This is a genomic window from Hufsiella ginkgonis (assembly GCF_009834915.1).
Lineage (GTDB): Bacteria > Bacteroidota > Bacteroidia > Sphingobacteriales > Sphingobacteriaceae > Hufsiella > Hufsiella ginkgonis.
The window spans coordinates 22916-48425 of sequence record NZ_WVHS01000006.1; the positions used below are offsets into that span (position 1 = coordinate 22916).

Here is a 25510-nt window from a genome sequence, read left to right on the forward strand (position 1 = left end):
TACGGTACGTAAACGTATCTTGCACAAGGGCACGCACATTTTCAGTTGATAGTTTATAAGCTATACAAGGGACGTTAAGAAAATGTGCTGGCTTCCGCTCCGCAATCTGTCATACAGTTTGAGCAAGCAAAGTCATTCGTCATACAAACTCCCGCTGTTCTCTCAAGAGTTCGATGCCTCACCTTGATCACGCAGGCGTTTGTCTTGTCTGGCTCACCTGCTTGGTCGTCGCTGGCTTCACAATCGTTACGCCATTTGAGGGCTGAACCACAGTCTATAGTTTCAAATGTCGCGCCTATTGCTAGTGAAGCATTCCTTCAAGCCGCACTTCGTGCTGTCTCTTGAAGGACCATCTCCTCCATTCGCAGGACGGCTCGCTTTAGATAGCGTACGTCTTATGAATACAGTTACAGAGCTAGATATCCAAACGTATCAATGCAAACTGCCTTGCCTTTTATTACTGGTTTATTCATTAAGTTAGCGTATCGGAATTTTCTGAAATAAGACCAATTCATCAACATGGGAGTCATTAAGAATAGCAATTTGTTCAAGGAATTTATTGAAAATGATATAGCTACGCTAACAAGAAGTGATTTAGGCGTAAGGAGTTTTCAAGAAATACAACCGGTTCTAACAAGGATTAGAAATATGCTTGAAGAGATGATTTCTATAGCTGATACAAACGAAAAGGTTCCGGAGGAGCAAATCAGTGCGATTATGAGTTATGTACAAGATTATGCCACTTACGCCACCGGGATCCGTAACTATAACATGGAGTTGGATGCAAGAAATGGATTTGAGGGTCATCAAAAGCTCATTGACTCGGTGAAAAGCTGGTTCACGGGGATATTTAAGGGTAATATTAATGACGGTAATTCTTACAGGAGCTATGCTTTCCTTGATAATTACAATTCGCTCAAGTTACTTAACCTTGAGGCCCTTCAAAATGCAAAGGCAGAGATAGATAAGTTAACTGAAAAAGCAACGGAAGCTTTTAGTACGGTGGAAAGCTTAATAGAAACGTTACGTCAACAAGCATCTAGCGAGGCAGTGCAAGATTATGCTGCAATATTTGAGAAGCAAGCAGAGCGGTATTCCCATTTTAAATTCAAAAAGCCTTGGCATCTAAAAATAGGCAAAGCTCAGATGTGGCTGATAACGGCTGTTTTCCTTATATGCGGCTTTGTTGGCTTTATATTTAACATCAACAGTGCTTTTCCTATCGACTTTAGTCACGGAAATCAAATAGCCGTTGTGGAGATGATAACCAGAGTTTTAATTGTGAGCTTTGCCATTTACTTAATCTCATTTGCAATTAAACAGTATAACATTCAAAATCACTTATATACGCTGAATAAACATCGGCAAAACACGCTAAACTCGTATAAGCTTTTCATCGTTTCACTGGACTCATCCGATGCCACCACCAAAAATGCGCTACTCATGGAGGTTGCAAAGGCAATTTACGAATCCGGTCAATCGGGATATATTCAGGGCAAAGACGGGGAGATGAACCCCTCAATAATAGAAATGACGAGATTCGTGGGATCAAAATAGGTGATTTATACCCTGCTATATGAGAATATTAGAAAAAAGTTCGAAAGTAGAAGCGCAGTTAGTAAGTTCATATATCGACTTGGTTAAGGCAATTGCTGCCGTTTCGTTTGAACACAAGGACTACTTATTATTCTTCAGAGGTCAGGAAAAGGATTATGTAAATAAGAATGGCAATTCTAGCTTCTACCCTAGCATTTACCGAACCAGTAATGAAAATCTTTCCAAGGAATTACTAAGCATTAGGTTTAAAAAGCTAGAGCAAGCATCTAACTTACTAATAAATAGGCTCGAAAACGTTCAAGACCTTGATGGCGGTATCAGAGAGCTAAAGAAACGAAAGTACATTCGCTGGAGCATTCTACAACACTACGAGGTGTGCGATACACCATTGCTGGATTTAACGCAATCGATTAGGGTTGCTTGTTCTTTTGCCTTAATGAATCGATCGAGTGGCGGATTCGTATATGTTTTTGCGCTCCCATATATAACAAATAGAATATCAATTAACTCCGAACACGATATAGTAAATATTAGGCTTTTAAATATCTGCCCTCCGAACGCGTTAAGGCCATACTTTCAAGAGGCTTACTTAGTGGGAACTGAAGATGTAATGATGAACTATGACGAAAGGACAGACTTAGATTTTAAGCAAAGACTGGTTGCTAAGTTTCAGCTGGTGAATACTGAGGGAGAGTTTTGGGGCGCAGATAGTTCCGTAGAAAAGTACCTTTATCAGGAGAATGACATTTTCAAAGAATTGTGTGACGGCATAAAGAATGAGATCGACGAGCAAAACAACATCGAGTTAGCATTTCCGGGCAGATGGAGAAATGATTATACAATTGGTGACGGCAGGACAGGTACTGAGATTTTCGAAGTGAAAAATATTAATGAATATCATATCGGGCCGCATCATGTCTTTAACCTGGACTCTGTTTTGATCGATAAGCAGAATGGTATAATAAATTTTAGGAAAGTCGGTGTCGGTAACGATAAGCGAAAAGCCTATAATTCATTACGGATTGTCGATTCAAATCACTACATCGGCTTGGAGGATAATAGTAATCCCATTTCTTACAGTCGGCAAGATTAATTATTATTGTTGCCCCCTTTTTAGCTTATAATGGCTTGAGAAGGCAGCAACTCACTTTGTAAGCGGGGCGACCAAATCACCCATTTGCATATCCAAGTTTTTAGCACCCCCTTATAACTTATAAATCGAATATTTTTAGGATATTGATAATCATCACCAAAACATAAATTTCCGATCGGAATAAGTGTGAAGATAGGGCCTCAATCAATTACAAGCCAAACAAGATTGGGTTCAGTGCTACTATCGCGGGTAGGTTTTCATTAATGTATAGGTGCAAGTTAGGCTTGTAATCTGAACACGCCTAAAGGAATTTCCGGCATAAACCCACAATGCCAAATCACACACCCATTTATTCCGTTCCTCCTTTGCTTAGTTCATCTTAAAGCCGATGAGGCACCCATAATTAATTCAAATTATACTTAAAGCTATTTAGTTATGGTACAAAATCACAATCCTTTATTTGCCGTTGCAGAAGTACAGTTATCGTACAACACCCAAATCAGGCCGTCAGATCGACCCAAAGTTGCACAGTCACGAGATATTTATGAAATCCTAAAAGCTCATTGGGAGAACTCTTTGATCGATTTACAGGAGGTTTTCAAGGTGCTATTATTAAACCGAGCGAATCGGGTTTTGGGCATATATAATGCGTCCAGTGGTGGTATGAGTGGTACAATAGCCGATCCTAAGTTAATCTTTGCAGTCGCGCTAAAAGCTGGTGCCAGTTCGATTGTACTAGCGCATAATCACCCATCAGGAAATTTAAAGCCCAGTAAGGCGGACATACAATATACGAACCGACTGGTTAGTGCCGGTGCTTTACTTGACATTGCAGTGCTAGATCACTTAATACTTACAAGTGAAGGCTACTTTAGCTTTGCCGATGAAGGAATGATTTAGCTTCAAAACGTGTCAAAACGCGTCAGTAAATGCGTCACTTACCCTATATTTTCAGTATTTTAGTACAAATCGAAATAATTTATTAATCACGATGTGTTTGTGAATGAAAAAGCCCATACAGGCTATTTAGAGGCCATTTGAGGGCACAAAAAAAGCTTAACCAACTAAGATTAAGCTTTTCCTGAGCAGTGCGCCCACCTGGGCTCGAACCAGGGACCAAAAGATTATGAGTCTTCTACTCTAACCGACTGAGCTATAGGCGCAATACGAAAAATGGGTTTTCGCGGCTGCAAATATAGTTGTTTAACAGGGAAAGCGAAAGGGAAAAGAACGGAAATAAGGGGAACGGCAATTTTATATCGTTTTTACATCCCTGCTGGTTCGGCTGCTCAGGCCTCGCCTGAATTCATCTGCGTCAAATGATGCTCTATCACTACCATCGCCTTCCGCCAGGTGGCCGGGTCGCCTTTGGTCAGGCTGCCAAGCAGCGACTTCTTGCGTTCCAGGTATTTTTTCGCATGCTTACGGTCGTAGCGCATCATCCATTGAATGTTGTCCAGCAAATCGCAGTATTTAACGGTTTGCACCTCAGGGCGGGCGTTGAGCAAACGATCTGCTTCATTTTCTTTCCGCTCATGTTTCGTCATATCGGGATAGGCGTCTGCCGTGAACATGTCTGTGAGCTCCTTTACCGCGGAGACGATCGCGGTTGCCTCTTTCTTAGCATAGCCAAAGCTCTCCAGTGCCATTAAAAGGTCATCACCGGCGACAGGTGTTTCTTCGAAAAGATCATGGCAAAGACCGATCTCGTAACCCAGGTGCGCAGCCGGCGCAGCCATCACGGCTACGTTCAGCAGGTGGTTGATGTAGGGCTCATTCGTTAGTTTTATCTTTTGTCCGGCGTGCCGTTCCTTCACCCAGGCGAGTAATTTTTCTGCTGGTTCCATCTACTTAAGCTTATCAAGTTTAAAATATCCAAGGTGTATGGTGTCGGGTGTATGACCTTCTGCCAGGGTGATTTTTAAGTGAAATTTCTCCTTCTCACCGGGGGATAAAATTTCCTCGATGCGGTAAATGTCATCTACATCGATGCCGTATTTCTCATCGATATGCGAGTTTGCTCCTTTTATTGAATTTTGCCTAAAGAATACGCTTTTCTTGGCCTCCTGTACAGCAGACGCACGGTCTTGCTGTACGGTGAGCACCGTGTAGTGTTGCTCCTCCAGTTTGCCCGACTGGTAACCGCCGAGATTGATGAAGAATAGTTTATGCGCCGGTGATGTGTCAGACGCTTCCCGGGCAATCACTTCTACGGCGAACTGGTTCACGGCGGTCACTTCCCGCCAACCGTCCATGTGAAGACTCGAACCGGCCTCGGGCCAGAAAGCCTTCATCCGGGGAACAAGGTCCTCCACCCGGGCCGCAATTCCGAAGAAATAATCGTGTTGCTCTACGTTACGCTGCGGGGCTTTCGAGCCAAGCAGCACCATGAATAATTTAAGGTCAGACATCCGGCTTATAAGGTACTGCTGCTTTTATATTACAGGTATATAATGAAGGCAGCAAGGTTTGGGCCAACTTTTATCCCGACAGGCTATTATCTTAATCCCATATCCCGTTATCACCCGTTAAAATAACGGGCTGACCGCTGGTAACAATGATCGTGTGTTCATGTTGTGCTACATAGCCTCCTTTATTACCTTTAAGGCTCCATTTTTCCCCGATCTCTTGCGCGTAAGTGGATTTCGTAGAGATAAACGTTTCAATCGCCACCACCGAGTTCTTTTTAAACCGCTCCTGGTTATAGCGGTCATAACAGTTCAAAATATCGCTTGGCGACTCGTGAAGGCTGCGTCCCACGCCATGACCTGCCAGGTTCTTAATAACGGTAAAGCCGCGTTTGGCTGCTTGTGTTTGGATCAGCCTGCCTATCTCCGCAATTTTAACGCCGCCTTTTATCTGGTAGATGGCCTCTTTTAAGATCTGTTTAGAGGAATTGACCAGCGCCGCATGTCCGTGGATGTCTTCGCCTAGCACAAAGGAACCGCCATTGTCTGCCCAAAACCCGTTAAGCTCCGCCGAAACATCAATATTGACGAGGTCCCCCTCCCGGAAAATCTTGTCCGCTGAAGGAACGCCGTGCGCAACTTCGTGGTTAACGCTTATGCAACTATGCCCAGGAAATTGGTAGGCGAGCATGGGAGCCGACCGGGCGCCAAAACTTTGGAGCAGGCTTCCGCCAAAATCATCCAGCTCTTTTGCAGACATTCCCACGCGGCAATGTTCCCGCATGGCTTTTAGGGTGAGGGCTACCGCCTCACTTACCTTTTGCATTCCTGATTGTTCTTCAATGGTATTTATAGACATAAGCGATAAAGTACTTAATGAGCGTAATAATGTTAAAGGTAAATAAAATGTCTCACGGTGGGAGTTTCTCCTGTTTAACGGTATCTTGCCTTCGGGCTACCGCAATTATGGCTTCAGTTTCTGCGATGCCGCCGAAAAGATGGGTGATCAATATCGCTTTGGTAACCGGTGTAACAGCAGTTTCTACTTGCGCCGCGGAAATATTAAGGTGTATTTGTTAACAGGAACAAGCGTTAGCCCATGCCCCTTAATTACCGAAAACATATCCGGGATATTAACTCCGGTGACCAGCATTTCAGCACCCGGCGGAAAGTTTAATGCGCCCAGCACCAGGTCGAACCCCGTGCGCACCGAAAGACAGACCAGTTGATTGCGATCTTGGTCAACCCCGGGCTTTTTGGTTGTAAGACGATCAGTGAGGCAATAATACATCCCGAAACCAACTCCTGGCAATTAAAATATATAGCTTACCCCTGGGTATCAGGGTACGAGTTTACCTATGCAGCTATAATAATAACTTAAAGAGACGACATCGCGGCAACCTTTCCGGCTTTCGCGCGGATCATCCCGGTCGTATATTTGAACATGAATTATAAACAGTTCGAAGAGTCTCTTACCGACCCCCATCCTGGCGAACGCCTGAGCCTTCCCCTCAAAGCCCTGTGGTACGACCGCAAAGGCGACTGGAACAAAGCGCACGAACTGGTGCAGGACCTTAACGGGAAAAGCGCCGCACGTATCCACGCCTACCTGCATCGAAAAGAAGGCGATATTTTTAATGCTGATTACTGGTACCGTCGTGCCGCGGCAACCAGGCCGAACGTAAGCCTGGAAGAAGAGTGGATACAATTGGTCGGGGAGTTTTTAACCCGCGATTAACCGGATGTTAAACACCGGCTACCGGAATTTCAGGGTTACTTTTTTGCCGGAGATGCTTTCCAGCAGCGGTTTAAATATCAGCTGGGCATTTTGGCGTGCCATGCCGGTCACGTTCATTTGCCGCGCGTTTTCGAGGATCTTTCGTTCCGCGATCTTGTAAACGCTTTCCACCATGTTCTTGGCGTCCTGCTGGAACCATGCCCCGCTGATATCGTAGACTCTCGACTTGTCGTGATCCAGGCTGGCGCTGCAGATTTCTGGCTGCGGCAGGTAAACGGTAACCGAGTCGCCATCCTGGACGATATCAGCACGTTTAACTTTCGTCAGGTCGATACAAGCCGTCACTTCACCCACAGCCAACAGCAACACCTTGCGGTCGGGGAGAATGCGGTAAACCTCTTTCTGCTCTACGACATCTTTCATGGTGTACTTCACCAGTTCCAGTTTCCCCATGCTGGTGATCTTTTCTACCATTCCCGTCTCCGTAATCTCCGTCCGTGAGGTGGTAAACTGGTGTTTGATATAAAAGAACAGGAAGATCAGGAAACCAAGGATCATCACGGAGGTGATCAGGCCATACAGGATACGGTTTGCAAAACGGTTCGACATCTGGCGGCGGCTTTGATGTATATTAATACAATGATCGCCTGGATATGTTAGCCTGCGGCTGATTTATTACTGGTCCCCGGCTGCTTCACCGGCCGGTTCCCAAAGCTCGATAATATTCCCTTCCGGATCGAGCACATGGACGAATTTGCCATAATCATATTCCGCGATCTCATCAATAATGGTCACGTTTTCCTTTTTTAGCTCTTCTACCAGGGCTGCGAGATCTTCAACCCGGTAATTGATCATAAACGGCTTGGCCGACGGGTCGAAATATTTTGTATCCTGCGGAAACGTACACCAGGATGTGGATCCCTGTTTCGACGGGTCATCGGCTTGCCGCCATTCAAACGTGGTTCCGTATTCGCTGGTAGCCAATCCAAGATTCCTGGCGTACCATTCGTTCATACTTTTCGGGTTATCGCATTTAAAAAATACGCCGCCAAGACCTGTTACTTTTTTCATATCGCTGTACGTTTCGGGCAATTTCCACCAATTTTCAGATATTACCAAATCTGTTTTCAGGTGACGCGGAGGATATCTTTCACTCAAAAAGCGCATCTTACTCTCTTCCCAGCGGAGCAGCGCTGTACACCGGGAACTAAATCCGCTTAGCCGCCGCCTGCACTACGTTTTTAGGTTTGTATGACTACACCCAGGCAACTATATTTAACTATTTTGTAGAGCAAAACATGAAAGCATTGATTATCGGCGCCACCGGCGCCACGGGAAAAGACCTTACGGAGATCCTGTTGAGCGATCCGGGCTATACAGAGATCGTTTTGTTTGTCCGGCGTTTCACGGGACTGGTACATCCAAAATTGGTTGAAGTAATGACCGATTTCGATAACCTTGAAGCGGTTTCCGAATACATCCGGGGCGATGTGTGGTTTTCCTGCCTTGGCACTACGCTGAAAGCGGCAGGTTCCCAGGAAAAACAGCGGCATATCGATTACGAAATTCCTGCTAAATTTGCCGGTATCGCCAAAAGGAACGGGGTGCGCAGTACGGTCCTGGTATCTGCTTATGGTGCCTCTGCTAAGAGCAATGTGTTTTATTCAAGAATTAAAGGTGAGTTGGAAGACTACATCGCCGGCCTGGGGTTTGAGCAATATATTATTTTCAGACCGGGGTTATTGCTGCGTAAAGATTCAGACCGCCTGGGCGAACGCATCATGGCAGGTGTGCTCAGGTTTCTGAATGGTTTGGGAATTATCCGCAAATTCCGGCCGATGCCAACCTCCACACTGGTCGCAAAAATGGCCAAAGCCCCACACGTTACCGGGGCCGGAAAACATGTCATATCGTTGGAAAAGATCTTCGGTTCTTAATTTCCCAGCGAGCGTTATGAGGCGGGTAACGTATTCATCGAAGTCTAATTCCCGGGTGAATAGCTTGCACGCAATTTTCGTTCAATTCATGTGCAATAATTGTCTGACGGCTTATCGACCGGGTATTATTATAACACCATTCAACATCCGCTAAATATCTTCTATCTTTAACCATATATGTATTGGTACGAAGAAGAGGTGAGGATGCTTGAAAAAGCGCATCTCAATGACAGGGCAGACCCGGGCATTATTTTTTATGGCAGCTCCTCCATCCGTTTATGGAACGGCCTCCAGCAAGATTTTTCAGAAAGAAAGGTAACCAACCTTGGTTTTGGCGGCTCTACGCTTGCCGCATGTGTGTGGTTTTTTGATCGCATTATGACCGGTTATCGTCCGCAGGCATTTGTGGTGTATGCAGGAGATAACGACCTCGGCGATGGCAGAAACCCGGAAGAGATCTTCATTTTTTTTCAGCAGCTGATGGTTCACGTGAGCGCAAGATTCGGCGACTTGCCCTGTTTTTTCGTTTCACTCAAGCCAAGCCAGTCCAGGTGGAATATAGCCGACAGGTTCCGTTATACCAACAACCTGATAGAAAACGAGATCATTAAATTAAACGCAAATTGGATATTTGTAGATGTATTTAAAAGAATGCTGGACAAGTACGGGATGCCTGACGCCGCTTATTACGACCCGGACGGCCTTCATCTCAGTCAAGCAGGCTATGGGTTGTGGAAAGAGATCATCGGGGAGAAGTTGGCCAAATCATTACCTTTAATTAATGTGTAATTAACAACGCCTGCCCATTTTTCGCTAATATCAATAAAATGAACAGGGAATACCACAAGTGGTTTAGCGATAACCTCCAGCGGGATATGGAACTGTTGATCTTCGGTCATGCCGGTCGCGCGGTACTGTTCTTTCCCACCCGTATGGCGAGGTTTTACGACTATGAGAACTGGGGAATAATCGAATCGTTAAGATATAAAATAGAGAACGGCGAGATCCAGCTTTTTTGCGTAGATAGCGTAGACCGCGAAAGCTTTTATAACGATGATGTATTTCCGTCGGTCCGTATCGAACGCCACCTGCAATATGAGCGGTACCTGCTCGGGGAAGTGATGCCGCTTATTCATCAAAAGAACGGGGGCGCTTACCTCGAAACGGCAGGCTGCAGCATGGGTGCTTACCACGCCATCAACCTGGCTATGAAATATCCCTGGATTTTTAAAAAGGCAGTTGGTATTAGCGGAAGGTACGACCTTACGGATGCCCCCGGCCATTTCAGGGACCTGCTGAACGGGTTCCACAACGATAAGGTATATTTTAATATGCCCGCGCAGTACCTGGCCAATCTTTCGGACGGCAGCCTGATCGATGCTTTAAAGCAAATGACCATCATTCTCGCCGTTGGCGAAGCCGATCCTTTCCTGCCGGGTAACCAATACCTGAGTAACCTGCTATGGCAAAAAGGCATCGCCAATGAGTTTTATATCTGGGGAGACGATGCGCACAGGCCCTATTTCTGGCGGAAGATGGCGCCGTTGTACATTTAATGGATCAGCACGCATGCATCAGGCTGCTGCACATGTACACCCCGGCAACTCGCTCAGCTTTATGAAACCCCATGTTAATTATTTTGCGCAGCAGGGCATAAAAAAATAGCATTTTAATAAACAGGTCATTTATTTTTATTGATAGTCGTTATATTGGGGAACCAAAAAGTTTGCAACAATGAAAGCGCTTAAAACCATCCTCGGCCATTTCCCGGAGTATTACCTGATCTTGTTAACCGTGTTAAGTGTGTACACGCCGCCGTTTTCATTCGGCATCAACCCGTTTGCGATCACGGTATTGGCGATATTGGTACTCCAGGTCATCTATAACAACAAAGCGGCCGGGCTGACCATTGCGGGGCTCTTTATTGCCGGCAACCTGTACATGTTGCTGGCGCTGCTCTCCGAGTTTAACGAGTTCCCTGCATTTACTCCGCCGGCGCAGAAGTTGTTGTACGTTGGACTTTCGTTATTTGCGCTGAATATTACGGTTTCCGTACTGATGATCGCCCGTTATACCCGGGCTACAGAAGAGGTTGTGGTCCGGGTGGCCGAAAGTGCTTAGCCGTTGCTGGGATTTTTTTTTATTTTCGCTCCCTGCACTAACCAATTACCATGAATGTTAACCAACTGCAAACTGCAGACTACATTGTTTTTGTCTTTTATTTCCTGGTAATTGCCGGCTATGGCTATTATATCTATCACAAAAAGAAGAAAACCGATACTTCACGCGATTTTTTCCTGGCAGAAGGCTCACTTACCTGGTGGGCCATCGGGGCTTCCCTTATTGCGTCGAATATTTCTGCGGAACACTTTATCGGGATGTCGGGCTCGGGTTTCGCCATCGGCCTGGCCATCTCTACTTACGAGTGGATGGCGGCCGCTACGCTGATCCTGGTAGCGTGGTTCATCATTCCGCTGTATCTCAAAAATAAGATCTATACTATGCCGCAGTTTCTCGCGGAACGGTATAACGGGCTGGTAAGTACCACCATGGCCATTATCTGGCTGCTGGTGTACGTGTTTGTAAACCTGAGCTCTATCATTTACCTCGGCGCGCTGGCCATTGCGGCCATTACCGGGATTTCTTTCGATGTGGTGGTAATAGGCCTGTGCCTCTTTTCGGCCGTGGTTACCCTCGGCGGGATGAAAGTGATCGGCTATACCGACGTGATCCAAGTGTTGGTGCTCATTATCGGCGGACTGGTGACTACTTATCTGGCCCTTTCGCTGCTGGCCGAACAATTTGGCTTTGGGAACGACATCCTTAAAGGGCTCACCGTGCTGCGGGATGAGGCGCCGGACCATCTACACATGATCTTCGATAAATCGAGCCCCCATTACATGGAGCTGCCCGGCATTTCGGTGCTCATCGGCGGAATGCTGATCAATAACCTGGCTTACTGGGGCTGCAACCAGTATATCGTACAGCGCGCCCTGGGCGCCGACCTCAGAACCGCGCGTACCGGTATCCTGTTCGCCGCCTTCCTCAAGCTGCTGATCCCCGTGATTGCCGTGCTGCCAGGTATCGTGATGTTCGTGCTGCATGAAAAGGGTATGTTCCGGCAGGAGATGATGGGACCGGCCGGTTCCGTAAAACCCGACCAGGCGTACCCTACCCTCATGAACCTGCTGCCCGCCGGACTTAAAGGTGTTGCCTTTGCCGCGCTCACTGCAGCCATTGTGGCTTCGCTGGCGGGTAAGGCAAACAGTATTTCAACGATCTTCTCCCTGGATATTTATCATAAATATTTTAACAAGGATGCTTCGGAGCGCAAAGTAGTGCTTACCGGGCGCTGGGCGGTGGTAATTTCGCTGGTGCTGGGTGGTTTTGTGGCCCGTAAGCTTGGCGCGCTCGACCAGGCATACCAGTTCATCCAGGAATATGTGGGATTTTTTGCGCCTGGCGTGCTGGCCATCTTCCTGCTTGGCTTGTTCTGGAAACGAACATCGGCCCAGGCCGCCCTAACGGCCGCAATCTCCACCATCCTAATCTCGGTAGTCCTGAAATTCCTCCCCCTTTGGACCGGCGGGAACTTTCCGGCACTTCCGTTTTTTAACCGGATGGAAATCACTTTCGTGGTTATCGTGATCCTGATGGTGGTCATCAGCCTGGCGAAACCAACTAAAAGCACGTCGACTATTATCCCGCCGGAAAAGGCGGATTTCCAGGTCTCCTGGTCATTCGTCCTGTTATCCTTAGTGATCTCCGGGATCCTGGCGGCGCTATATACGATTTATTGGTAGTAAGATCTCATTTGCCTCTCAATGAAAAAGATCCTGTTTATCATTCTGCCGCTGCTGGCTAACGCTATGGCGTTGCTGGCACAGACGCCGGCCAACCCCGTTATAACGGGTGCAGACCCGCATGCCATCCGCATCCGGAAAGAGTATTGGGTATACCCTACCAACTCTTCAGATACGGGCGTCTTTCGCCGTGCAGACCGTTTTTTTGGCTATGCATCCCGCGACCTGGTGAAATGGGAGAATCGCGGAACGCTGATCCTGCAGGATGACATTGCATGGATAAAAGATGATAGCGCCCGCAGCCATTCTCTTTGGGCTCCTGCTATGTTCAGGAAAGGCAAAAAATATTACCTGTACTATTCTGTGGGACCTCAGAACCCTACCCCAAGCAGGATAGGCGTAGCTGTTTCTAACTCCCCCGCACATGGATTTAAAGATTCAGGCAAACAGCTGCTTACCGGCGGCAACGGCTTCGAGGCCATCGACCCGATGGTGTTTAAAGATCCCAGGACAAAAAATACCTACCTCTATTGCGGCGGAAGCGCGGGAGCGAAACTGCGGGTGTTCAAGCTAAAGGCCAACCTGGTAGAGATCGATCACGAAGTGGAGGTTGCCCAACCCCCGGCTTTCACCGAAGGCGCGTTTATGCATGTGCGGAACGGCATTTATTACCTCTCCTATAGCCACGGAAGCTGGAACAACTCCAGTTATTCTGTACATTACGCTACCTCGAAATCGGCTGTCGGACCGTGGGATTACAAAGGCGTGGTACTGGCCAGTGATTCGACACATAAGGGCCCGGGCCATCACTCATTTCTCGCCGACCGTTCCGGGAAGAAATGGTACATCGTGTATCACCGCTGGGAAAAAACAGGTGAAGGACCTTACCGCGGGGCAAGGAAAACAGCCGTAGAAGAGATCCGGTTCACGAAAACGGGAGATATAGAGCCCATAAAAATGACAGACGGCGTAGCCGCAAAATAAGAACATACGCCGCCCCCTCTCGGACGTGAACGGCGGTGAATGTGTTAAACCCACCGGATGGATCAATCTTCGCTGCTACGCTAAACCAAGTCAACGACCTGGTGATTATTCCCTGGGATCGTTCCCAGGTGTTGGGATCGTTCCCAGGGAAATTTAAATACAGGTACCCACCTGTCATCCGAAGGTTTCACAGATATTAGCCTGAAATTATTCTGCTAACCAATCATGTTTTAATCCCGGTAATTCCTCGTGAGCTCGCTAACAGATACCTCGGTCATTGTTGTTTTCTCGGTGTTTATTATGCTGATCGGCTTCCTTTTTTCGCGGACCGGCAGAAACCTCAAATCCTTTTTTGCGGGCGGCGAGGCAGTTCCATGGTTTATTGGCGGGCTATCGCTCTTTATGAGTTTCTTTTCTGCAGGCACCTTCGTGGCCTGGGGCTCCATCGCTTATAAATACGGGTGGGTGGCCATCACCATCCAGTGGACGATGTGTATCGGAGGCCTCGTTACCGGTTTTTTTATCGCACCGTTATGGAAAGCTACGGGCAATCTTACCGCCGCCGAGTTCATTAAAGAGCGGCTGGGCATTAACGTCCAAAAATGTTATATCTACATTTTTATGCTGGTGTCTATCTTTATCAAGGCATCGGTATTATATTCTGTGGCCAGGCTCGTTGGCTCCTCACTGGGGTTTCCCCTGGTGCCTACCACGCTGTTGCTCGGCGTGTTCATGATCGCTTATACCGCCGTTGGCGGATTGTGGGCCGTAATGGTGACTGATATTCTCCAGTTCGTGATCCTTACGGCGGCTGTAGTGATCATCATCCCCCTTACATTTAACGCTGCGGGCGGCTTCAGCGGTTTTATCGATAAGGCGCCCGACGGCTTTTTTCACGTCATAAACGGCGAATACTCCTGGGGATTCATCCTCGCCTTTGCCATGTACCATATCTTTTATATCGGCGGTAACTGGACGTTCGTACAGCGTTACACGAGTGTCGGCTCGCCGCGATCGGCTTCTAAAGTGGCATTTCTTTTCGCGGGGCTCTACATCGTCAGCCCGGTACTGTGGATGCTGCCGCCCATGATCTACCAGACCATTAACCCGGGGCTTACCGGGCTCGAAACCGAAAATGCTTATCTTATGATCTGCAAACAGGTACTGCCCGCAGGGCTAATGGGCCTCATGCTTACCGGCATGTATTTTTCTACCTCGGCTTCGGCCAATACGGCGCTTAACGTGGTATCTGCGGTATTTACCAACGACATTTATAAAAGCTCCATTAACCCCGCGGCATCCGATTCACAGCTGATGAAAATGGCCCGCGGCTCCTCCTGGGTGTTTGGGGGCTGTATGATCGTCATTGCCCTTGTGGTGCCTTATATCGGCGGTATTGTGGAGGTTACGTTAAGCATCGCCTCCGTTACGGGCGGCCCGCTGCTGGCCCCGCCCATCTGGGCCCTGGTTTCTAAGCGGCTTACCGGGAGGGCTACCCTTTATATTACGCTGATAAGCCTGCTGGTGAACCTGTTTTTCAAGGTATTGCTGCCGCAGATCTTCGATCTGAAGCTCGACCGTGCCCAGGAAATGATGCTGGGAGTTGGTCTGCCCTTCCTCATGTTAGCCGCTTACGAAGCATATGCTTATTTCAACCAGCTTTATAGCCCGGAATATACACACTACCAGGCACTTCGCGCGCAGCGTAAGGAAGATGCGCTGGAGATAAGTGCAAGGGAGGCGGCGGAGATAAAAAAACAAAACAGGTTCGGCCTAAAAGTGATCGCCTTTTCGCTCACATTTATCGCCCTGCTCTTGTTCATCCTGTCGTTTTTGGCAACTACAAGCACAACGCTGGTAACCGGTATCGCCGTGTTGATACTGGCATCGGCATATATCCCTTACCACGCATCGCGAAAAGCCCGCAAAGCGGACGAGATACCAGGAAATTAATACAAAGTCAGGACGGTTAAGATGCTAAACAGTAAAGGCGGCAAAAAGCGCGCGCTAAAATTGGTGGAATTTAATACGGAGCTGGCCATCGTGGGCGGCGGGCTCCCGGGGGTTTGTGCGGCCATTACGGCGGCACGCCAGGGTTTGAAAGTGGTGCTCGTGCAGGACCGCCCCGTGCTGGGCGGTAACGCCTCGAGCGAGGTGCGTCTTTGGGTGCTTGGCTCTACCTCGCATATGGGTAATAACAACCGCTGGGCGCGCGAAGGCGGCGTGATAGATGAACTGCTGGTAGAAAATATGTACCGCAACCCGGAAGGCAACCCGCTCATATTCGATACCGTGATCCTGGAAAAAGTGATCAGCGAAAAGAATATCACGTTGCTGCTCAATACTTCGGTATACGATGCGGACGTTATTGAGCATAAGATCCGCTCAGTAACAGGTTTTTGCAGCCAGAATTCTACAACATACCGCGTCCTTGCGCCCATTTTTTGCGACGCCTCCGGCGATGGGATCCTGGGTTTCTTAGCCGGTGCCGCTTTCAGGCAGGGCGCCGAGAGCCGGGAGGAGTTCGGTGAAAAGTTCGCCCCCCGGGCGGCTTACGGCGAATTGCTTGGCCATTCCATTTACTTTTATACCAAAGATACCGGGAAGCCGGTGAAGTTTGTTCCGCCTTCTTACGCATTAACGGATATCACCCAGATCCCGCGTCACCGCAATTTTAAGGTCGGCGAGGAAGGATGCCGGCTCTGGTGGCTCGAATATGGCGGCAGGCTCGATACCGTACACGAAACCGAAACCATTAAATGGGAACTCTGGAAAGTGGTATACGGTGTTTGGAACTACATAAAAAACTCCGGCCGGTTTCCCGAAGCAGCGACACTTACGCTCGAGTGGGTAGGCACTATCCCAGGTAAACGGGAAAGCCGCCGTTTTGAAGGCGACTACATGATGCGGCAGCAGGATGTGGTTGAGCAGCGCATACATTATGACGCGGTGGCTTTTGGCGGCTGGTCGCTCGACCTGCATCCTTCTGATGGTGTTTACAGCGACCTGCCAGGGTGTAACCAATGGCATTCCAAGGGCGTATACCAGGTGCCGTTCCGGTCGTTATACAGCCGCAATATCAGTAATCTCTTGTTAGCCGGCCGCATTATCAGCGCAAGCCATGTGGCATTTGCCTCTACCAGGGTGATGGCTACCTGCGCACATGCGGCCCAGGCCGTGGGGCTGGCGGCGGTACTTTGCGTACACGGGAATTTGTCGCCGAGGCAGCTGTCAGAACCCGTCAATATTACGCGTCTCCAGCGCGAATTACTTAAAACAGGGCAATATATCCCGGAGCTGAATCTCCGGGACCCCCTCGACCTGGCGCAAAGCGCGATCGTTTCCTCCGCGGGAGATTTTACGCTGCGGCAACTGCCATTCGACGGTCCCTGGATCCCCCTCACGATCTCCGCAGCCCAGATGGTCCCGTTTAACGGGGTGCTGCCGCAGACCACGGTTCTGGTGAGCGCCAGCCGGGACACCATGCTGGAAGTAACCTTGCGGATCAGCAGCAAACCCGGGAACCATACGCCCGATGTCATCCTCCGGCAACGATCATATGCGCTAAAGGCCGGCGAACAAAGGCTCGTGCTGGAGTTTGATCCTTCGGGTGAAGTGGATCAATATGCCTTTATCTGCTTTTTGAAAAATGAAGCGGTATCGCTGAAAGGTAGTAACCTGCGGTTATCAGGGATTCTTTCCGTATTTAACGGCTCAAATAAAGCGGTTTCCAATAACGGGAAGCAGGAGCCGACCGAAGATTATGGCGTAGACACTTTCGAGTTCTGGTGCCCGCAACGGCGGCCGGCGGGGCACAACATCGGCATGGAATTTTCGGCGCCGGTGCATCGCTTTGCTGCTTCGAACGTAGTGTCGGGGATCGGCCGCCCGGTAAACGCACCCAATGCGTGGATTGCGGCGTATGAAGAAACGCCCCGGCTTTCGTTCGAATGGGCAGCGCCGCAAATAATAAATAAGATCAGCATTTTATTCGATGCCGATTTCGATCACCCAATGGAGTCTTCACTGATGGGTCACCCGGAAAATATAATGCCCTTTTGCGTGCGCGAGTACGAGCTGCTAGATGAGCACGGCAACATGATCCTGCATGAAAAAGACAACCACCAGGCGTTTAACGAGATCGTGCCCGGCCAACCCGTTACCACCAGCCGGTTAACGCTGAAAATGTGCCATCCCCAGGCCAATGTTCCTGCCGCCGTTTTTAAGGTTCGGTGTTATGGTTCCCCGGCTTAAGCCGGCGATTCACAGACAGATAGTTTCGGCGGAGATTACTTACGCACGCTTTTCGTAAGGAGACTGCGGCCCTTAGGCAGAAAACGGCCTGCAGAACAAGAAGCCGGAGACGCTTTTAAAAAAGATAAGCAAGACAAACAGCGAACGCGATCAACAAAACGGCTTCAAACGGGTTGTATCATAAAAGAGACCCATGAACGACGATCATAAAACCGGAGCGGAACGCGTTGACGAAGAGCTGAAGGCCTCGCAACCCGTTGAAACAGATTACGAGGCACATCACGATGATCCCGCGCCTCCCAAAGAAGCCGTGGTAGAACAAGACGAGGACGGCGCCGGGAAAGCCATGAAATGGGTGATCCCGGTAGTGGTAGCCGTATTGTTTATCCTTTGGCTGATCATTAAATAGCCATTTTCCTGCCGGGCCCTGCACCACAGCAAAGGGCCTGGCAGGAATCTCCGGATTCACCCGGAAGCGGTGGGCCACGGCCGTCTGCAGGCGCGCAGAACGGATCAATCCCTTTCCTACGTTTTAGGTATGATGTCAGGGACCGTTATTTTTGTCGTGCATCAATAAAACAGAATCCTTATTTTAGTGGGATGGCCCCCAAACATCCTTTTATCCTGTTTTTTACCGGTTTATTGTTAAGTATATCGTTTGCTTTTGGACAGCAAGGCGGTAAACAACAATGGCATTACACGCTGTCGTTCGACCCGGCTGCAAAAAATGTGCATGTAAGCTTAACCCTGGCAGGAAGCCTTCCGGACCCGCTGGTATTTCGCATGGCTGCATGGACGCCCGGCTACTACCAGCTTATGAACTATGCGAAAAACCTTTCCGGCTTTAACGCCGCTGATGAACGGGGTGCATCGCTTACGTGGGAACAACCTGGTGCCGATGCCTGGAAAGTAAACACCGGTGGTAAGAAATCCATCACCCTGCAGTACGATATAAAAGCGCCAAGAAACTTTGTGGCAGGTAATTTTCTCGATGCGGAACATGGGTTCTTATCACCCGCGGGCATCTTTCTATACCTGCCCGAACGCATAAAACAGCCGGTTACCGTTACCATTAAGCAGCCGGAAGGGTGGAGTGATATCGCTACCGGGATGGACCACCTTGCCGCCGATCCTAACACGCTCACCGCTCCCGATTTTGATATCCTGTTCGACAGTCCCATCCTCCTGGGGAAACTGGAAACGCTTCCCGGATTCCGCATCAAAGGGATTCCGCATAATTTTATCGCGTATAAAGCGGGTGATTTTGACCGGGCACAGTTTATGGCCGACCTCCGTAAGATCCTCGAGGCGGGAATTGCGGTGATTGGCGACATCCCTTACAAGCATTATACGTTCGTAGCCATCGGTCCCGGCGGCGGAGGTATCGAACACCTTAACTCCGCGGCGATCTCCTTTAACGGTACGGGGCTGAATACACCCGCCGGGCGGCTCAAATTATATAGTTTCCTGGCCCATGAATATTTTCATCACTATAACGTAAAGCGGATCAGGCCCATAGAGCTGGGCCCGTTTGATTACCAGAAAGAGAACCGCACCGAATCATTATGGGTATCCGAAGGTCTCAGTGTGTACTACGAGTACATCATGCTGCGGCGGGCGGGTCTCTCTACCGCCGATGAGTTTACCAACCAGCTTCGCACCAACCTGCTGGCATACGAAACCAAACCCGGACGCTTATACCAATCGGTTACACAGGCAAGTTGGGAAACCTGGTCCGACGGCCCCTTTGGCCGTACCGGCGATGCAGTGAATAAGACCATCTCTTATTATGACAAAGGCCCCGTACTTGGCCTGATGCTCGACCTGAAGATCCGGCACGAAACGAATAATAAAAGGAGCCTCGACGATGTGATGCGTGCCGTATACCAGCAATATTACCGGAAACTGAAACGCGGGTTTACCCCGGCCGAGTTCAGGCGGCAATGTGAGAAGGCGGCGGGCGTTCCGTTAACCGATTTTTTTGAATATGTAACCACCGTTAAAGAGATTGATTACCATACCTATTTCGCTTATGCAGGCTTGGCAATAGATGATGCCTGGAAAGAACAGCCCGCTGCTGCGGAGAAAACGCGTTCATTTACCATTACGCCGTTACTTGCCCCGGATGCGTTACAGAAGGCCATTTATCAAAGCGTTTTTGGCGGAGGCAATTAATTCCTTACCCGGCTTTGTTCAGCGCCTGCGCTGCCGGTATCGCGTTTCCTGGCATTTTTAATGGCAGCGCCGAAATTGCAGGAAAAGCCAAGGGTGAAAGCGCGGTTATGAAAATCGTTATGGTAAGTAGCCTCCGTGTTTTTTACGTTGGTAATGGTGCCTCCCGGCAGGTTGGAATAAAACACATCACGTACAGAGATTTTCAGCGAGGCTTTGTCCGAGAGCACTTTTTTTTGTAACCCAGTATTTACCTGGGCCTGGGTGAAATGTTTAAACTGGCCGTCCGTTTTAGGCGTGACGTAAAAGCTGTAGAGTTCTGCCGTCCAGCCATGCCCAAGGCTAAACTGGTTGTTTACGGTGCTTAGCAAGTATACCTGGTGATTGTGGAGATAGCTATCGTTCAACACGCTTTTATCGCCGTTGTAATAAACCTCGCTATATATATTTAAACTCCACCACCTCACCGGTTTTAACGCAAGCGTGGCATTAACGCCGTAATAAACGCTTTGCCCGAGGTTCCTGTTCTGGCTGATAAAGTTGCCGCCGCTTTGCGTGATCGTTTCTACCTGGTAATCTTTCGTGAAATTGAAGAGCGCCGTGATTGTAAGCAGGTTCTTGTAGCTGTACGAGATTTCGTAGTTGGCCGAGAACTGCGGCCGCAGGAACGGGTTTCCCGAAATATATGAATACCGGTCGAGAATGGTCACAAAAGGGTTTAGGTCTTTGTAATAAGGCCGCCCGATCCGCCGGCTGTAAGAGAGGTTGAGCAGGTGACGGCCGCTGCTATCCATTTTCAAAGACAGGTAAGCAGTGGGAAATAGGCTGGTATAATGCTGTGTGAATGAAGAATCCGTACGCAGCTTATTGCCGGGCTGGTGGCCGTTCAGCCTCGTGTTTTCTGCCCTTAGCCCGGCTTGCAGCGTCAGCCGTTTTAGTTCTTTGCTAACATTAACGTAGCCTGCATGAATATGTTCTTTATAAAGAAACCGGTTAGTCCGGTTATAATCGGGTGTACTTACATTGTCCACGACATTGAAATAGTTAGCCGCATTATCTGTATTTACATAACTGGTTTTTAACCCGGCTTCTGCTTTAGTGCGCCGGGTAAACGGGTGTACATAATCTGTTTTTACCGCGTAAATCGCAATGTCAGCCGGCAAGTTATCGGTGATCCGCTGGGTACTTTTCAGGCTGTTATCAGGCAGAAATGCGTTGTTCAGGAACGACTGGCTGCCCCGCGACCTGTATTTCAGGTGATCCAGGTCGGCAGTAAGCATCCTTCCGCGGGAATTTAGCTGCCGGCCGAAGTTGAGGTTCACGCCAAGATTCCGGAACCTGTTCCTGGTCAGGTTATCCGCCGCGATGGTCGAATCTATCACCCGGTCACTTCCATACAGCCAACTAGTGGTCTGGTTAGGTGTGCGGCCGGAAGTGGCGGAGCCGGTAAACACGATACCCAGCGTGGTTTTATCCGATGCATAGTAATCTGCCCCGAGCTTTACATTACCGTTATCGGAAGAGGATTGGAAGAACGATTCGCCGTCGTATACCGACAATATGTTGCCGCTGTTGTTAAAATACCTGCGGCTGATCTCCATTTTGCGGTAGTTGTTCTGTTTATTATAGGCGATGTCTGCAAATACGTTCACCTTATTTACGCGGTAGTTCAGGTTCATGCTTTCGCCGGTGCGCCAGAACTTCGCTTTCCCCACATTCGCAGCCGCCGAGCCGTTGAATCCCTTCGCCTTTGATTTTTTTGTTTTGATGTTGATCACTCCAGCATTGCCCGCCGCATCGTATTTGGCCGGCGGATTTGGCATCAGCTCGATCTTGTCAAGCGACGAAGCCGGAAGCGACCTGAGGTAAGCAACCAGGTCGTCGCCGGAAAGATAGGTTGGCTTGTCGTCGATCAGGATCATCACGCCCGGCCTGCCCTTGAAAGAAATCTTCCCGTTTTCGTCGACCATTACACCGGGCGATTGTTCAAGCACTTCAAGCGCCGTAGCGCCCGTGGCGGTGATCAGTGCGCCTACGTTTACCACCGTACGGTCGATCTTCTGCTCTATCAAAGACTTTTGCCCGGTAACGGCGATCTCTTTAAGGTTGGTGGTGCTGGTTTTGCTGGTATCTGCTTTACCCTGCGCATTCGCTCCGTAAGGAGCAAAGAGGTACCACACAGCGGTTAGGCCAGCCATTATTTTTTTCATGATGTGGTTGGTTGGGATAAGCAGGTTCGCAGAAACACGAATCTCAGGATGCCGGACTACGCAAAAGAAAGCTCCGTGCTCCCATGTACCGCAGTAAAGCGGCGGGTAATCAAACCACGAAGCTCACGTAGGGCGCAGCGATATCTTTTACTTCGCTTTGCGGATATAGATATTCCCGTTCATATTTTTCATCAGCATTTCCGGGCCGCCGCCGCCGATCTTGCCGTTGATCCAGTCCTCGATCATGATGCGGTAAGTTCCGTTGGTGCTGGTTTTGGTTGACTTGGGCTGTGAGCTGTCGGTGGCCATGTCGAAGTCGCTGAATACGTCGCCGCGGTCAGACTTCAACTTCAAATTTGCTTTAAGGGTAGCCGGAAAGGTGACATCCACATTCCCGTTCAGGGTGGTAAACGCCATGGGTGCCGTGCCGTCCACAGACTTAAAGGACACATTGACGCTGCCATTAACCGTATTGGCAACCACAGAACCCGATACATTTTCTGCCTTAATGCCCCCGTTCGTATTGGAGAGCTCGAGATCGCCACCGATATTGCTCACGGAGATCGTTCCGCCGTTTACCGTTCTCAGTTTAATATTCGTGGCCGATATGGGGACTTTGATGTTCAGCACCAGGCGGCTTACCGGTATACCGGAACCCACTGTTACCGTGTTATGTTCTTCGCGGGCAGTGATGTCTACGCTGCCTCCGCTTGATAAACGCCTCATGCCATTGGCCGTTCTTTCATTTTTCCGGGGCGCATCGCCTTGTACGTCGATCACGATCTCTTTGCCTGCGTAACCGGTTACGTTAATAGAGCCCGAGGTAAGGTTAACCACCAGTTTGCAGGGTTTGGCAGGATCGCTCAACGGCACCGTCAATTGTTCTTTAGCATCGCTTTGCGCGAAAAGTGCTCCCGAAAGGCACCCGGCCAGGAAGAACATGGGTATGAATTTGATTGCTTTCATGATTTTTAAGTTAAGACTTTTTAAGATATATATTACCGTTCAGGGTTTCGAAGGTGAAGAGCTTGCCACCTGCGCCTACTTTTATTTCCGTTCTTTTTGAGAGCTTGTACATGGTCTCACCGTTCTTTTTGGTTTGTGATTTCTCCACTTTACCTGGCAGTACTTCCGTATCCGGGAAATCGGTGTAGAATTGGCCATTCATGCTTTTGAATTGGACGTTGGCCGCCAGCGAGGAAGGAAAAGTAACCTCCAGTTTCCCATTAATGGTATAATATGACGAGGCTTCGGTGGGAATGGCGAGGTAGTTTACCGTAACGTTGCCGTTGATGGTGCGGATATTGGAGGTTCCCTTGGCATTTACTACCGTGATAGGGCCGTTCACGTTGTTCGCCTGGAGCGAACCGTACACGTCTTTGATCCCGATCGAGCCTTTATTTACCGTAGAAGCACAAACATTCATGTTGAAAGGTACTTTTACCGTATATTCCAGTTCCACGCGATACCGGATCCTGCGGCGGCCGTCGTCCCAGTTCCGGCTGCGGCGCGGACGGGTTTCATAAGGCGACGTACTGTAAGAAAGGATGCTGTCTGCCTTTTGCTCAAACTCCAGCTTATACTCCGCTTTCGCGGCAGCCATTTCTTCGGCGTTGTCTGCCACGATGGTTTTATCGATCTCGATGCTCACCGTGCTGCCGGAATAGCCTTCTACGTTAACTGTTCCATGCATGTTGTAGATGGCCAGCACCGTTGCCGCAGCGGGCTTCTGCAGCGTAAACTGCTTGCTGATATGTTCTTTAAACTCTTGTTTCGAGTCCTGGGCACAAGTTGTGACCTGGGCAAAGCAGAGGCTCCATCCCGCCGAAAGCAGGATCCATTTGTTTGTTTTCATCTTAAACCGGGTTAAATTAAACTGTTGATAGTTTGGTTGATCTTCTCCCTCACACCGTGGTCGAGGTCTTTTTGTCGCAATAGTTTTTTCAGTGATCCTACCGAGCGTTTCTCCTGAAGCTTCAGCATCACATCGGCAATGGCCGACTGCATAAGCGGGTCCTTCTGCCCGGTAATGGACCGGATCAGTCCTTCACGCACTTCCGGGTAAGCCGCCATGCCGCTGAGCGCATCGAGGGTGCTCAGGCGCACATTCACGTTCGGGTCGTTATCCAGGGTGGTCAGTAAAGCATCGATCACCTGGGCATCGGCCTGTTTCAGTTCGGTGGTATAACTCACCGCGCGCATTCTTTCGGAGGCCGAGGGATTTTCGAGCATGGTAAGCATCATGGTTTGTTTCAGCTCGGTAACCTGGGCGCTGAGTACTTTCAGCTGCTGTCCCTGGTCGCCCGTTTTCTGCGGAACGGCCACCCACCAGGTGATCGCAAAACCGGCCAGTATCACCGCCAGGTTATAAGCCATCGGCCAGCGGGGCTGCACCTTCCATAACCGTTTCCATTGTTCTTTCAGCGTGTCCCACGCCGTATTTTCTTCCTCTTTAACCGATTCCTTGTAGGTTTCAAGCATCGCCTGGAATTTTACCTTCAGGTAGGCCGAAGGCACGGGCGTTTCTACTGCTTCCATCTCGCCCCATAGTTGCTTAAAAGACACCAGCTCCAGCGTACAATCCGGGCATCCCGCCAGGTGCCGTTCTACCTTTTCCTTTTCGGCCGGGGCCAGCTCGTGGTTTACCAGGTCTGTAAACAGTTCTTCACATTGCGCACATTTCATCTTTTTCCTGTTTATTGTTCCATCCGTACATAAATACTTTTCAGTTCCTGCATCGCCCGGTGTACACGCGTTCTGATGGCGGTTTCCGAGGCGCCCAGGATATCGGCTATCTCGTGGTACTTAAGCTCCTGGAACTTGTTTAACGTAAGTACCTCGCGATAATCCTCGCTCAGCCGGGCCATCGCCTTCTGTAAAGCGAGTTTAGCCTGTTTTTTTTCCAGGTGTTCTTCTGGCGTTAAGCCTGCGGCGACGTGACTTGCCACAACTTCCACACTTTCGCCAGACATCGCTAATTTCTTTCTTCTAACCTGGTCTTTCAGCACATTACGCGCGATCGAATACATCCAGTGCTTCACCTCACCGCTTCCGGTAAAGGTATGGCGGTACTTCAGCATCTTGTAAAAAACCTGCTGCACCATGTCCTCACTGGTTTCCCGCTGGTAGGTCATGTGGAACAGGAAGCCGTAGAGCGGACGGTTATACCGCTCGAAAAGCAACCCGATCTTATCCAGGTCGCCGGCTTTTACTTTAAGCATGATCGAGTTGTCGGTCAGCGTATTCAATCAGTGGTCGCTTATGTGTTTATATGACTGGAAACTGCGGTTGCAGAATTTCGTTACAGGGAATATGAGATTTTTTTTAAAATAAAAGAGAGATACGCCAAAATCA

Annotated in this window: 25 protein-coding genes and 1 tRNA gene; 14 read left to right on the forward strand and 12 right to left on the reverse strand. The window is 49.1% G+C overall.

Features of this window, described 5'->3' with window-relative positions:
• Positions 1 to 519: 519 nt before the first annotated feature.
• The 3 genes from GS398_RS20660 to GS398_RS20670 all read left to right on the forward strand — a co-directional run bounded on the left by GS398_RS20660 (position 520) and on the right by GS398_RS20670 (position 3550).
• A complete protein-coding gene (locus tag GS398_RS20660) occupies positions 520 to 1557 on the forward strand; it encodes a hypothetical protein (protein ID WP_160908744.1) in 1038 nt (345 codons plus the stop codon).
• Positions 1558 to 1576: 19 nt separating this feature from the next.
• Positions 1577 to 2650 (forward strand): FRG domain-containing protein, encoded by a 1074-nt coding sequence (locus tag GS398_RS20665; protein WP_160908745.1) that lies wholly within the window; start codon positions 1577 to 1579, stop codon positions 2648 to 2650.
• A gap of 435 nt (positions 2651 to 3085) precedes the next feature.
• The gene (locus GS398_RS20670) at positions 3086 to 3550 is read left to right on the forward strand and encodes a JAB domain-containing protein (RefSeq protein WP_160908746.1); all 465 of its coding nucleotides are present in this window, start codon (positions 3086 to 3088) and stop codon (positions 3548 to 3550) included.
• 189 nt (positions 3551 to 3739) lie between these two features.
• On the opposite strand, the gene GS398_RS20675 is transcribed toward GS398_RS20670, so the two are convergent.
• From GS398_RS20675 to GS398_RS22915, 5 genes are all read right to left on the reverse strand, one after another.
• Positions 3740 to 3813 (reverse strand) — tRNA-Ile (locus GS398_RS20675).
• 126 nt (positions 3814 to 3939) lie between these two features.
• Positions 3940 to 4497, reverse strand: a complete 558-nt coding sequence (locus GS398_RS20680; protein ID WP_160908747.1) for a hypothetical protein — start codon at positions 4495 to 4497, stop codon at positions 3940 to 3942.
• On the reverse strand, positions 4498 to 5061 hold the full coding sequence (locus tag GS398_RS20685; protein WP_160908748.1) for a DUF1543 domain-containing protein: 564 nt from the start codon (positions 5059 to 5061) through the stop codon (positions 4498 to 4500). It lies immediately after the preceding gene.
• A 91-nt stretch (positions 5062 to 5152) separates the two neighbouring features.
• Entirely contained in the window at positions 5153 to 5917 is a 765-nt protein-coding gene (gene map / locus GS398_RS20690) for a type I methionyl aminopeptidase (RefSeq protein ID WP_160908749.1), read from the reverse strand.
• Between the two features lie 52 nt (positions 5918 to 5969).
• Positions 5970 to 6131, reverse strand: coding sequence for a DegT/DnrJ/EryC1/StrS family aminotransferase (locus GS398_RS22915; RefSeq protein ID WP_160908883.1), 162 nt, complete (start codon positions 6129 to 6131; stop codon positions 5970 to 5972).
• A gap of 371 nt (positions 6132 to 6502) precedes the next feature.
• Here GS398_RS22915 and GS398_RS20700 point away from each other — a divergent pair, with 371 nt between their 5' ends.
• Positions 6503 to 6796 (forward strand): hypothetical protein, encoded by a 294-nt coding sequence (locus GS398_RS20700; RefSeq protein WP_160908750.1) that lies wholly within the window; start codon positions 6503 to 6505, stop codon positions 6794 to 6796.
• 18 nt (positions 6797 to 6814) lie between these two features.
• On the opposite strand, the gene GS398_RS20705 is transcribed toward GS398_RS20700, so the two are convergent.
• Both GS398_RS20705 and GS398_RS20710 read right to left on the reverse strand, forming a co-directional pair.
• Positions 6815 to 7405, reverse strand: coding sequence for a DUF4230 domain-containing protein (locus GS398_RS20705; RefSeq protein WP_160908751.1), 591 nt, complete (start codon positions 7403 to 7405; stop codon positions 6815 to 6817).
• A gap of 66 nt (positions 7406 to 7471) precedes the next feature.
• The gene (locus tag GS398_RS20710) at positions 7472 to 7867 is read right to left on the reverse strand and encodes a VOC family protein (RefSeq protein WP_160908752.1); all 396 of its coding nucleotides are present in this window, start codon (positions 7865 to 7867) and stop codon (positions 7472 to 7474) included.
• 227 nt (positions 7868 to 8094) lie between these two features.
• Between GS398_RS20710 and GS398_RS20715 the strand changes: the two genes are divergently transcribed.
• The 10 genes from GS398_RS20715 (at position 8095) to GS398_RS20760 (ending at position 19949) form a co-directional block, all read left to right on the forward strand.
• Entirely contained in the window at positions 8095 to 8733 is a 639-nt protein-coding gene (locus GS398_RS20715; protein ID WP_160908753.1) for an NAD(P)H-binding protein, read from the forward strand.
• 177 nt (positions 8734 to 8910) lie between these two features.
• On the forward strand, positions 8911 to 9522 hold the full coding sequence (locus tag GS398_RS20720) for a GDSL-type esterase/lipase family protein (RefSeq protein ID WP_160908754.1): 612 nt from the start codon (positions 8911 to 8913) through the stop codon (positions 9520 to 9522).
• Between the two features lie 38 nt (positions 9523 to 9560).
• Positions 9561 to 10289 carry an esterase family protein gene (locus GS398_RS20725; protein WP_237488271.1) on the forward strand — a complete coding sequence of 243 codons (729 nt, stop codon included), beginning with the start codon at positions 9561 to 9563 and terminating at the stop codon, positions 10287 to 10289.
• A gap of 178 nt (positions 10290 to 10467) precedes the next feature.
• Entirely contained in the window at positions 10468 to 10854 is a 387-nt protein-coding gene (locus GS398_RS20730; RefSeq protein ID WP_160908755.1) for a hypothetical protein, read from the forward strand.
• 50 nt (positions 10855 to 10904) lie between these two features.
• Positions 10905 to 12536: a sodium:solute symporter family transporter gene (locus GS398_RS20735; protein WP_160908756.1), complete on the forward strand. Its 1632-nt coding sequence runs from the start codon at positions 10905 to 10907 to the stop codon at positions 12534 to 12536.
• Between the two features lie 21 nt (positions 12537 to 12557).
• A complete protein-coding gene (locus tag GS398_RS20740) occupies positions 12558 to 13520 on the forward strand; it encodes a family 43 glycosylhydrolase (RefSeq protein ID WP_160908757.1) in 963 nt (320 codons plus the stop codon).
• Between the two features lie 249 nt (positions 13521 to 13769).
• Positions 13770 to 15473 (forward strand): sodium:solute symporter family protein, encoded by a 1704-nt coding sequence (locus GS398_RS20745; protein ID WP_160908758.1) that lies wholly within the window; start codon positions 13770 to 13772, stop codon positions 15471 to 15473.
• Positions 15474 to 15494: 21 nt separating this feature from the next.
• Positions 15495 to 17774 (forward strand): FAD-dependent oxidoreductase, encoded by a 2280-nt coding sequence (locus tag GS398_RS20750; protein ID WP_160908759.1) that lies wholly within the window; start codon positions 15495 to 15497, stop codon positions 17772 to 17774.
• A 193-nt stretch (positions 17775 to 17967) separates the two neighbouring features.
• Positions 17968 to 18183 carry a hypothetical protein gene (locus GS398_RS20755; protein ID WP_160908760.1) on the forward strand — a complete coding sequence of 72 codons (216 nt, stop codon included), beginning with the start codon at positions 17968 to 17970 and terminating at the stop codon, positions 18181 to 18183.
• Between the two features lie 191 nt (positions 18184 to 18374).
• Positions 18375 to 19949, forward strand: a complete 1575-nt coding sequence (locus tag GS398_RS20760; RefSeq protein WP_160908761.1) for a M61 family metallopeptidase — start codon at positions 18375 to 18377, stop codon at positions 19947 to 19949.
• Here the strand turns inward: GS398_RS20760 and GS398_RS20765 are convergent.
• The 5 genes from GS398_RS20765 to GS398_RS20785 form a co-directional block, all read right to left on the reverse strand.
• A complete protein-coding gene (locus GS398_RS20765) occupies positions 19946 to 22156 on the reverse strand; it encodes an outer membrane beta-barrel protein (RefSeq protein ID WP_160908762.1) in 2211 nt (736 codons plus the stop codon). The genes GS398_RS20760 and GS398_RS20765 overlap by 4 nt on opposite strands.
• A 147-nt stretch (positions 22157 to 22303) precedes the next feature.
• Positions 22304 to 23122 carry a DUF4097 family beta strand repeat-containing protein gene (locus tag GS398_RS20770; RefSeq protein WP_160908763.1) on the reverse strand — a complete coding sequence of 273 codons (819 nt, stop codon included), beginning with the start codon at positions 23120 to 23122 and terminating at the stop codon, positions 22304 to 22306.
• Between the two features lie 10 nt (positions 23123 to 23132).
• Positions 23133 to 24011 (reverse strand): DUF4097 family beta strand repeat-containing protein, encoded by an 879-nt coding sequence (locus GS398_RS20775; RefSeq protein WP_160908764.1) that lies wholly within the window; start codon positions 24009 to 24011, stop codon positions 23133 to 23135.
• 11 nt (positions 24012 to 24022) lie between these two features.
• A complete protein-coding gene (locus GS398_RS20780; RefSeq protein WP_160908885.1) occupies positions 24023 to 24841 on the reverse strand; it encodes a zf-HC2 domain-containing protein in 819 nt (272 codons plus the stop codon).
• An 11-nt stretch (positions 24842 to 24852) separates the two neighbouring features.
• Positions 24853 to 25404, reverse strand: coding sequence for an RNA polymerase sigma factor (locus GS398_RS20785; protein ID WP_202406165.1), 552 nt, complete (start codon positions 25402 to 25404; stop codon positions 24853 to 24855).
• Positions 25405 to 25510 lie beyond the last annotated feature (106 nt).

Coding starts and splice junctions, on each gene's coding strand:
- GS398_RS20780 (WP_160908885.1), bottom strand. CDS start 24,841: ATGAAATGTGCGCAATGTGAAGAACTGTTTACAGACCTGGTAAACCAC.
- GS398_RS20720 (WP_160908754.1), top strand. CDS start 8,911: ATGTATTGGTACGAAGAAGAGGTGAGGATGCTTGAAAAAGCGCATCTC.
- GS398_RS20740 (WP_160908757.1), top strand. CDS start 12,558: ATGAAAAAGATCCTGTTTATCATTCTGCCGCTGCTGGCTAACGCTATG.
- GS398_RS20725 (WP_237488271.1), top strand. CDS start 9,561: ATGAACAGGGAATACCACAAGTGGTTTAGCGATAACCTCCAGCGGGAT.
- GS398_RS20735 (WP_160908756.1), top strand. CDS start 10,905: ATGAATGTTAACCAACTGCAAACTGCAGACTACATTGTTTTTGTCTTT.
- GS398_RS20680 (WP_160908747.1), bottom strand. CDS start 4,497: ATGGAACCAGCAGAAAAATTACTCGCCTGGGTGAAGGAACGGCACGCC.
- GS398_RS20710 (WP_160908752.1), bottom strand. CDS start 7,867: ATGAAAAAAGTAACAGGTCTTGGCGGCGTATTTTTTAAATGCGATAAC.
- GS398_RS20755 (WP_160908760.1), top strand. CDS start 17,968: ATGAACGACGATCATAAAACCGGAGCGGAACGCGTTGACGAAGAGCTG.
- GS398_RS20770 (WP_160908763.1), bottom strand. CDS start 23,122: ATGAAAGCAATCAAATTCATACCCATGTTCTTCCTGGCCGGGTGCCTT.
- GS398_RS20765 (WP_160908762.1), bottom strand. CDS start 22,156: ATGAAAAAAATAATGGCTGGCCTAACCGCTGTGTGGTACCTCTTTGCT.
- GS398_RS20685 (WP_160908748.1), bottom strand. CDS start 5,061: ATGTCTGACCTTAAATTATTCATGGTGCTGCTTGGCTCGAAAGCCCCG.
- GS398_RS20705 (WP_160908751.1), bottom strand. CDS start 7,405: ATGTCGAACCGTTTTGCAAACCGTATCCTGTATGGCCTGATCACCTCC.
- GS398_RS20700 (WP_160908750.1), top strand. CDS start 6,503: ATGAATTATAAACAGTTCGAAGAGTCTCTTACCGACCCCCATCCTGGC.
- GS398_RS20775 (WP_160908764.1), bottom strand. CDS start 24,011: ATGAAAACAAACAAATGGATCCTGCTTTCGGCGGGATGGAGCCTCTGC.
- map (WP_160908749.1), bottom strand. CDS start 5,917: ATGTCTATAAATACCATTGAAGAACAATCAGGAATGCAAAAGGTAAGT.
- GS398_RS20665 (WP_160908745.1), top strand. CDS start 1,577: ATGAGAATATTAGAAAAAAGTTCGAAAGTAGAAGCGCAGTTAGTAAGT.
- GS398_RS20670 (WP_160908746.1), top strand. CDS start 3,086: ATGGTACAAAATCACAATCCTTTATTTGCCGTTGCAGAAGTACAGTTA.
- GS398_RS20760 (WP_160908761.1), top strand. CDS start 18,375: ATGGCCCCCAAACATCCTTTTATCCTGTTTTTTACCGGTTTATTGTTA.
- GS398_RS20715 (WP_160908753.1), top strand. CDS start 8,095: ATGAAAGCATTGATTATCGGCGCCACCGGCGCCACGGGAAAAGACCTT.
- GS398_RS20660 (WP_160908744.1), top strand. CDS start 520: ATGGGAGTCATTAAGAATAGCAATTTGTTCAAGGAATTTATTGAAAAT.
- GS398_RS20730 (WP_160908755.1), top strand. CDS start 10,468: ATGAAAGCGCTTAAAACCATCCTCGGCCATTTCCCGGAGTATTACCTG.
- GS398_RS20750 (WP_160908759.1), top strand. CDS start 15,495: ATGCTAAACAGTAAAGGCGGCAAAAAGCGCGCGCTAAAATTGGTGGAA.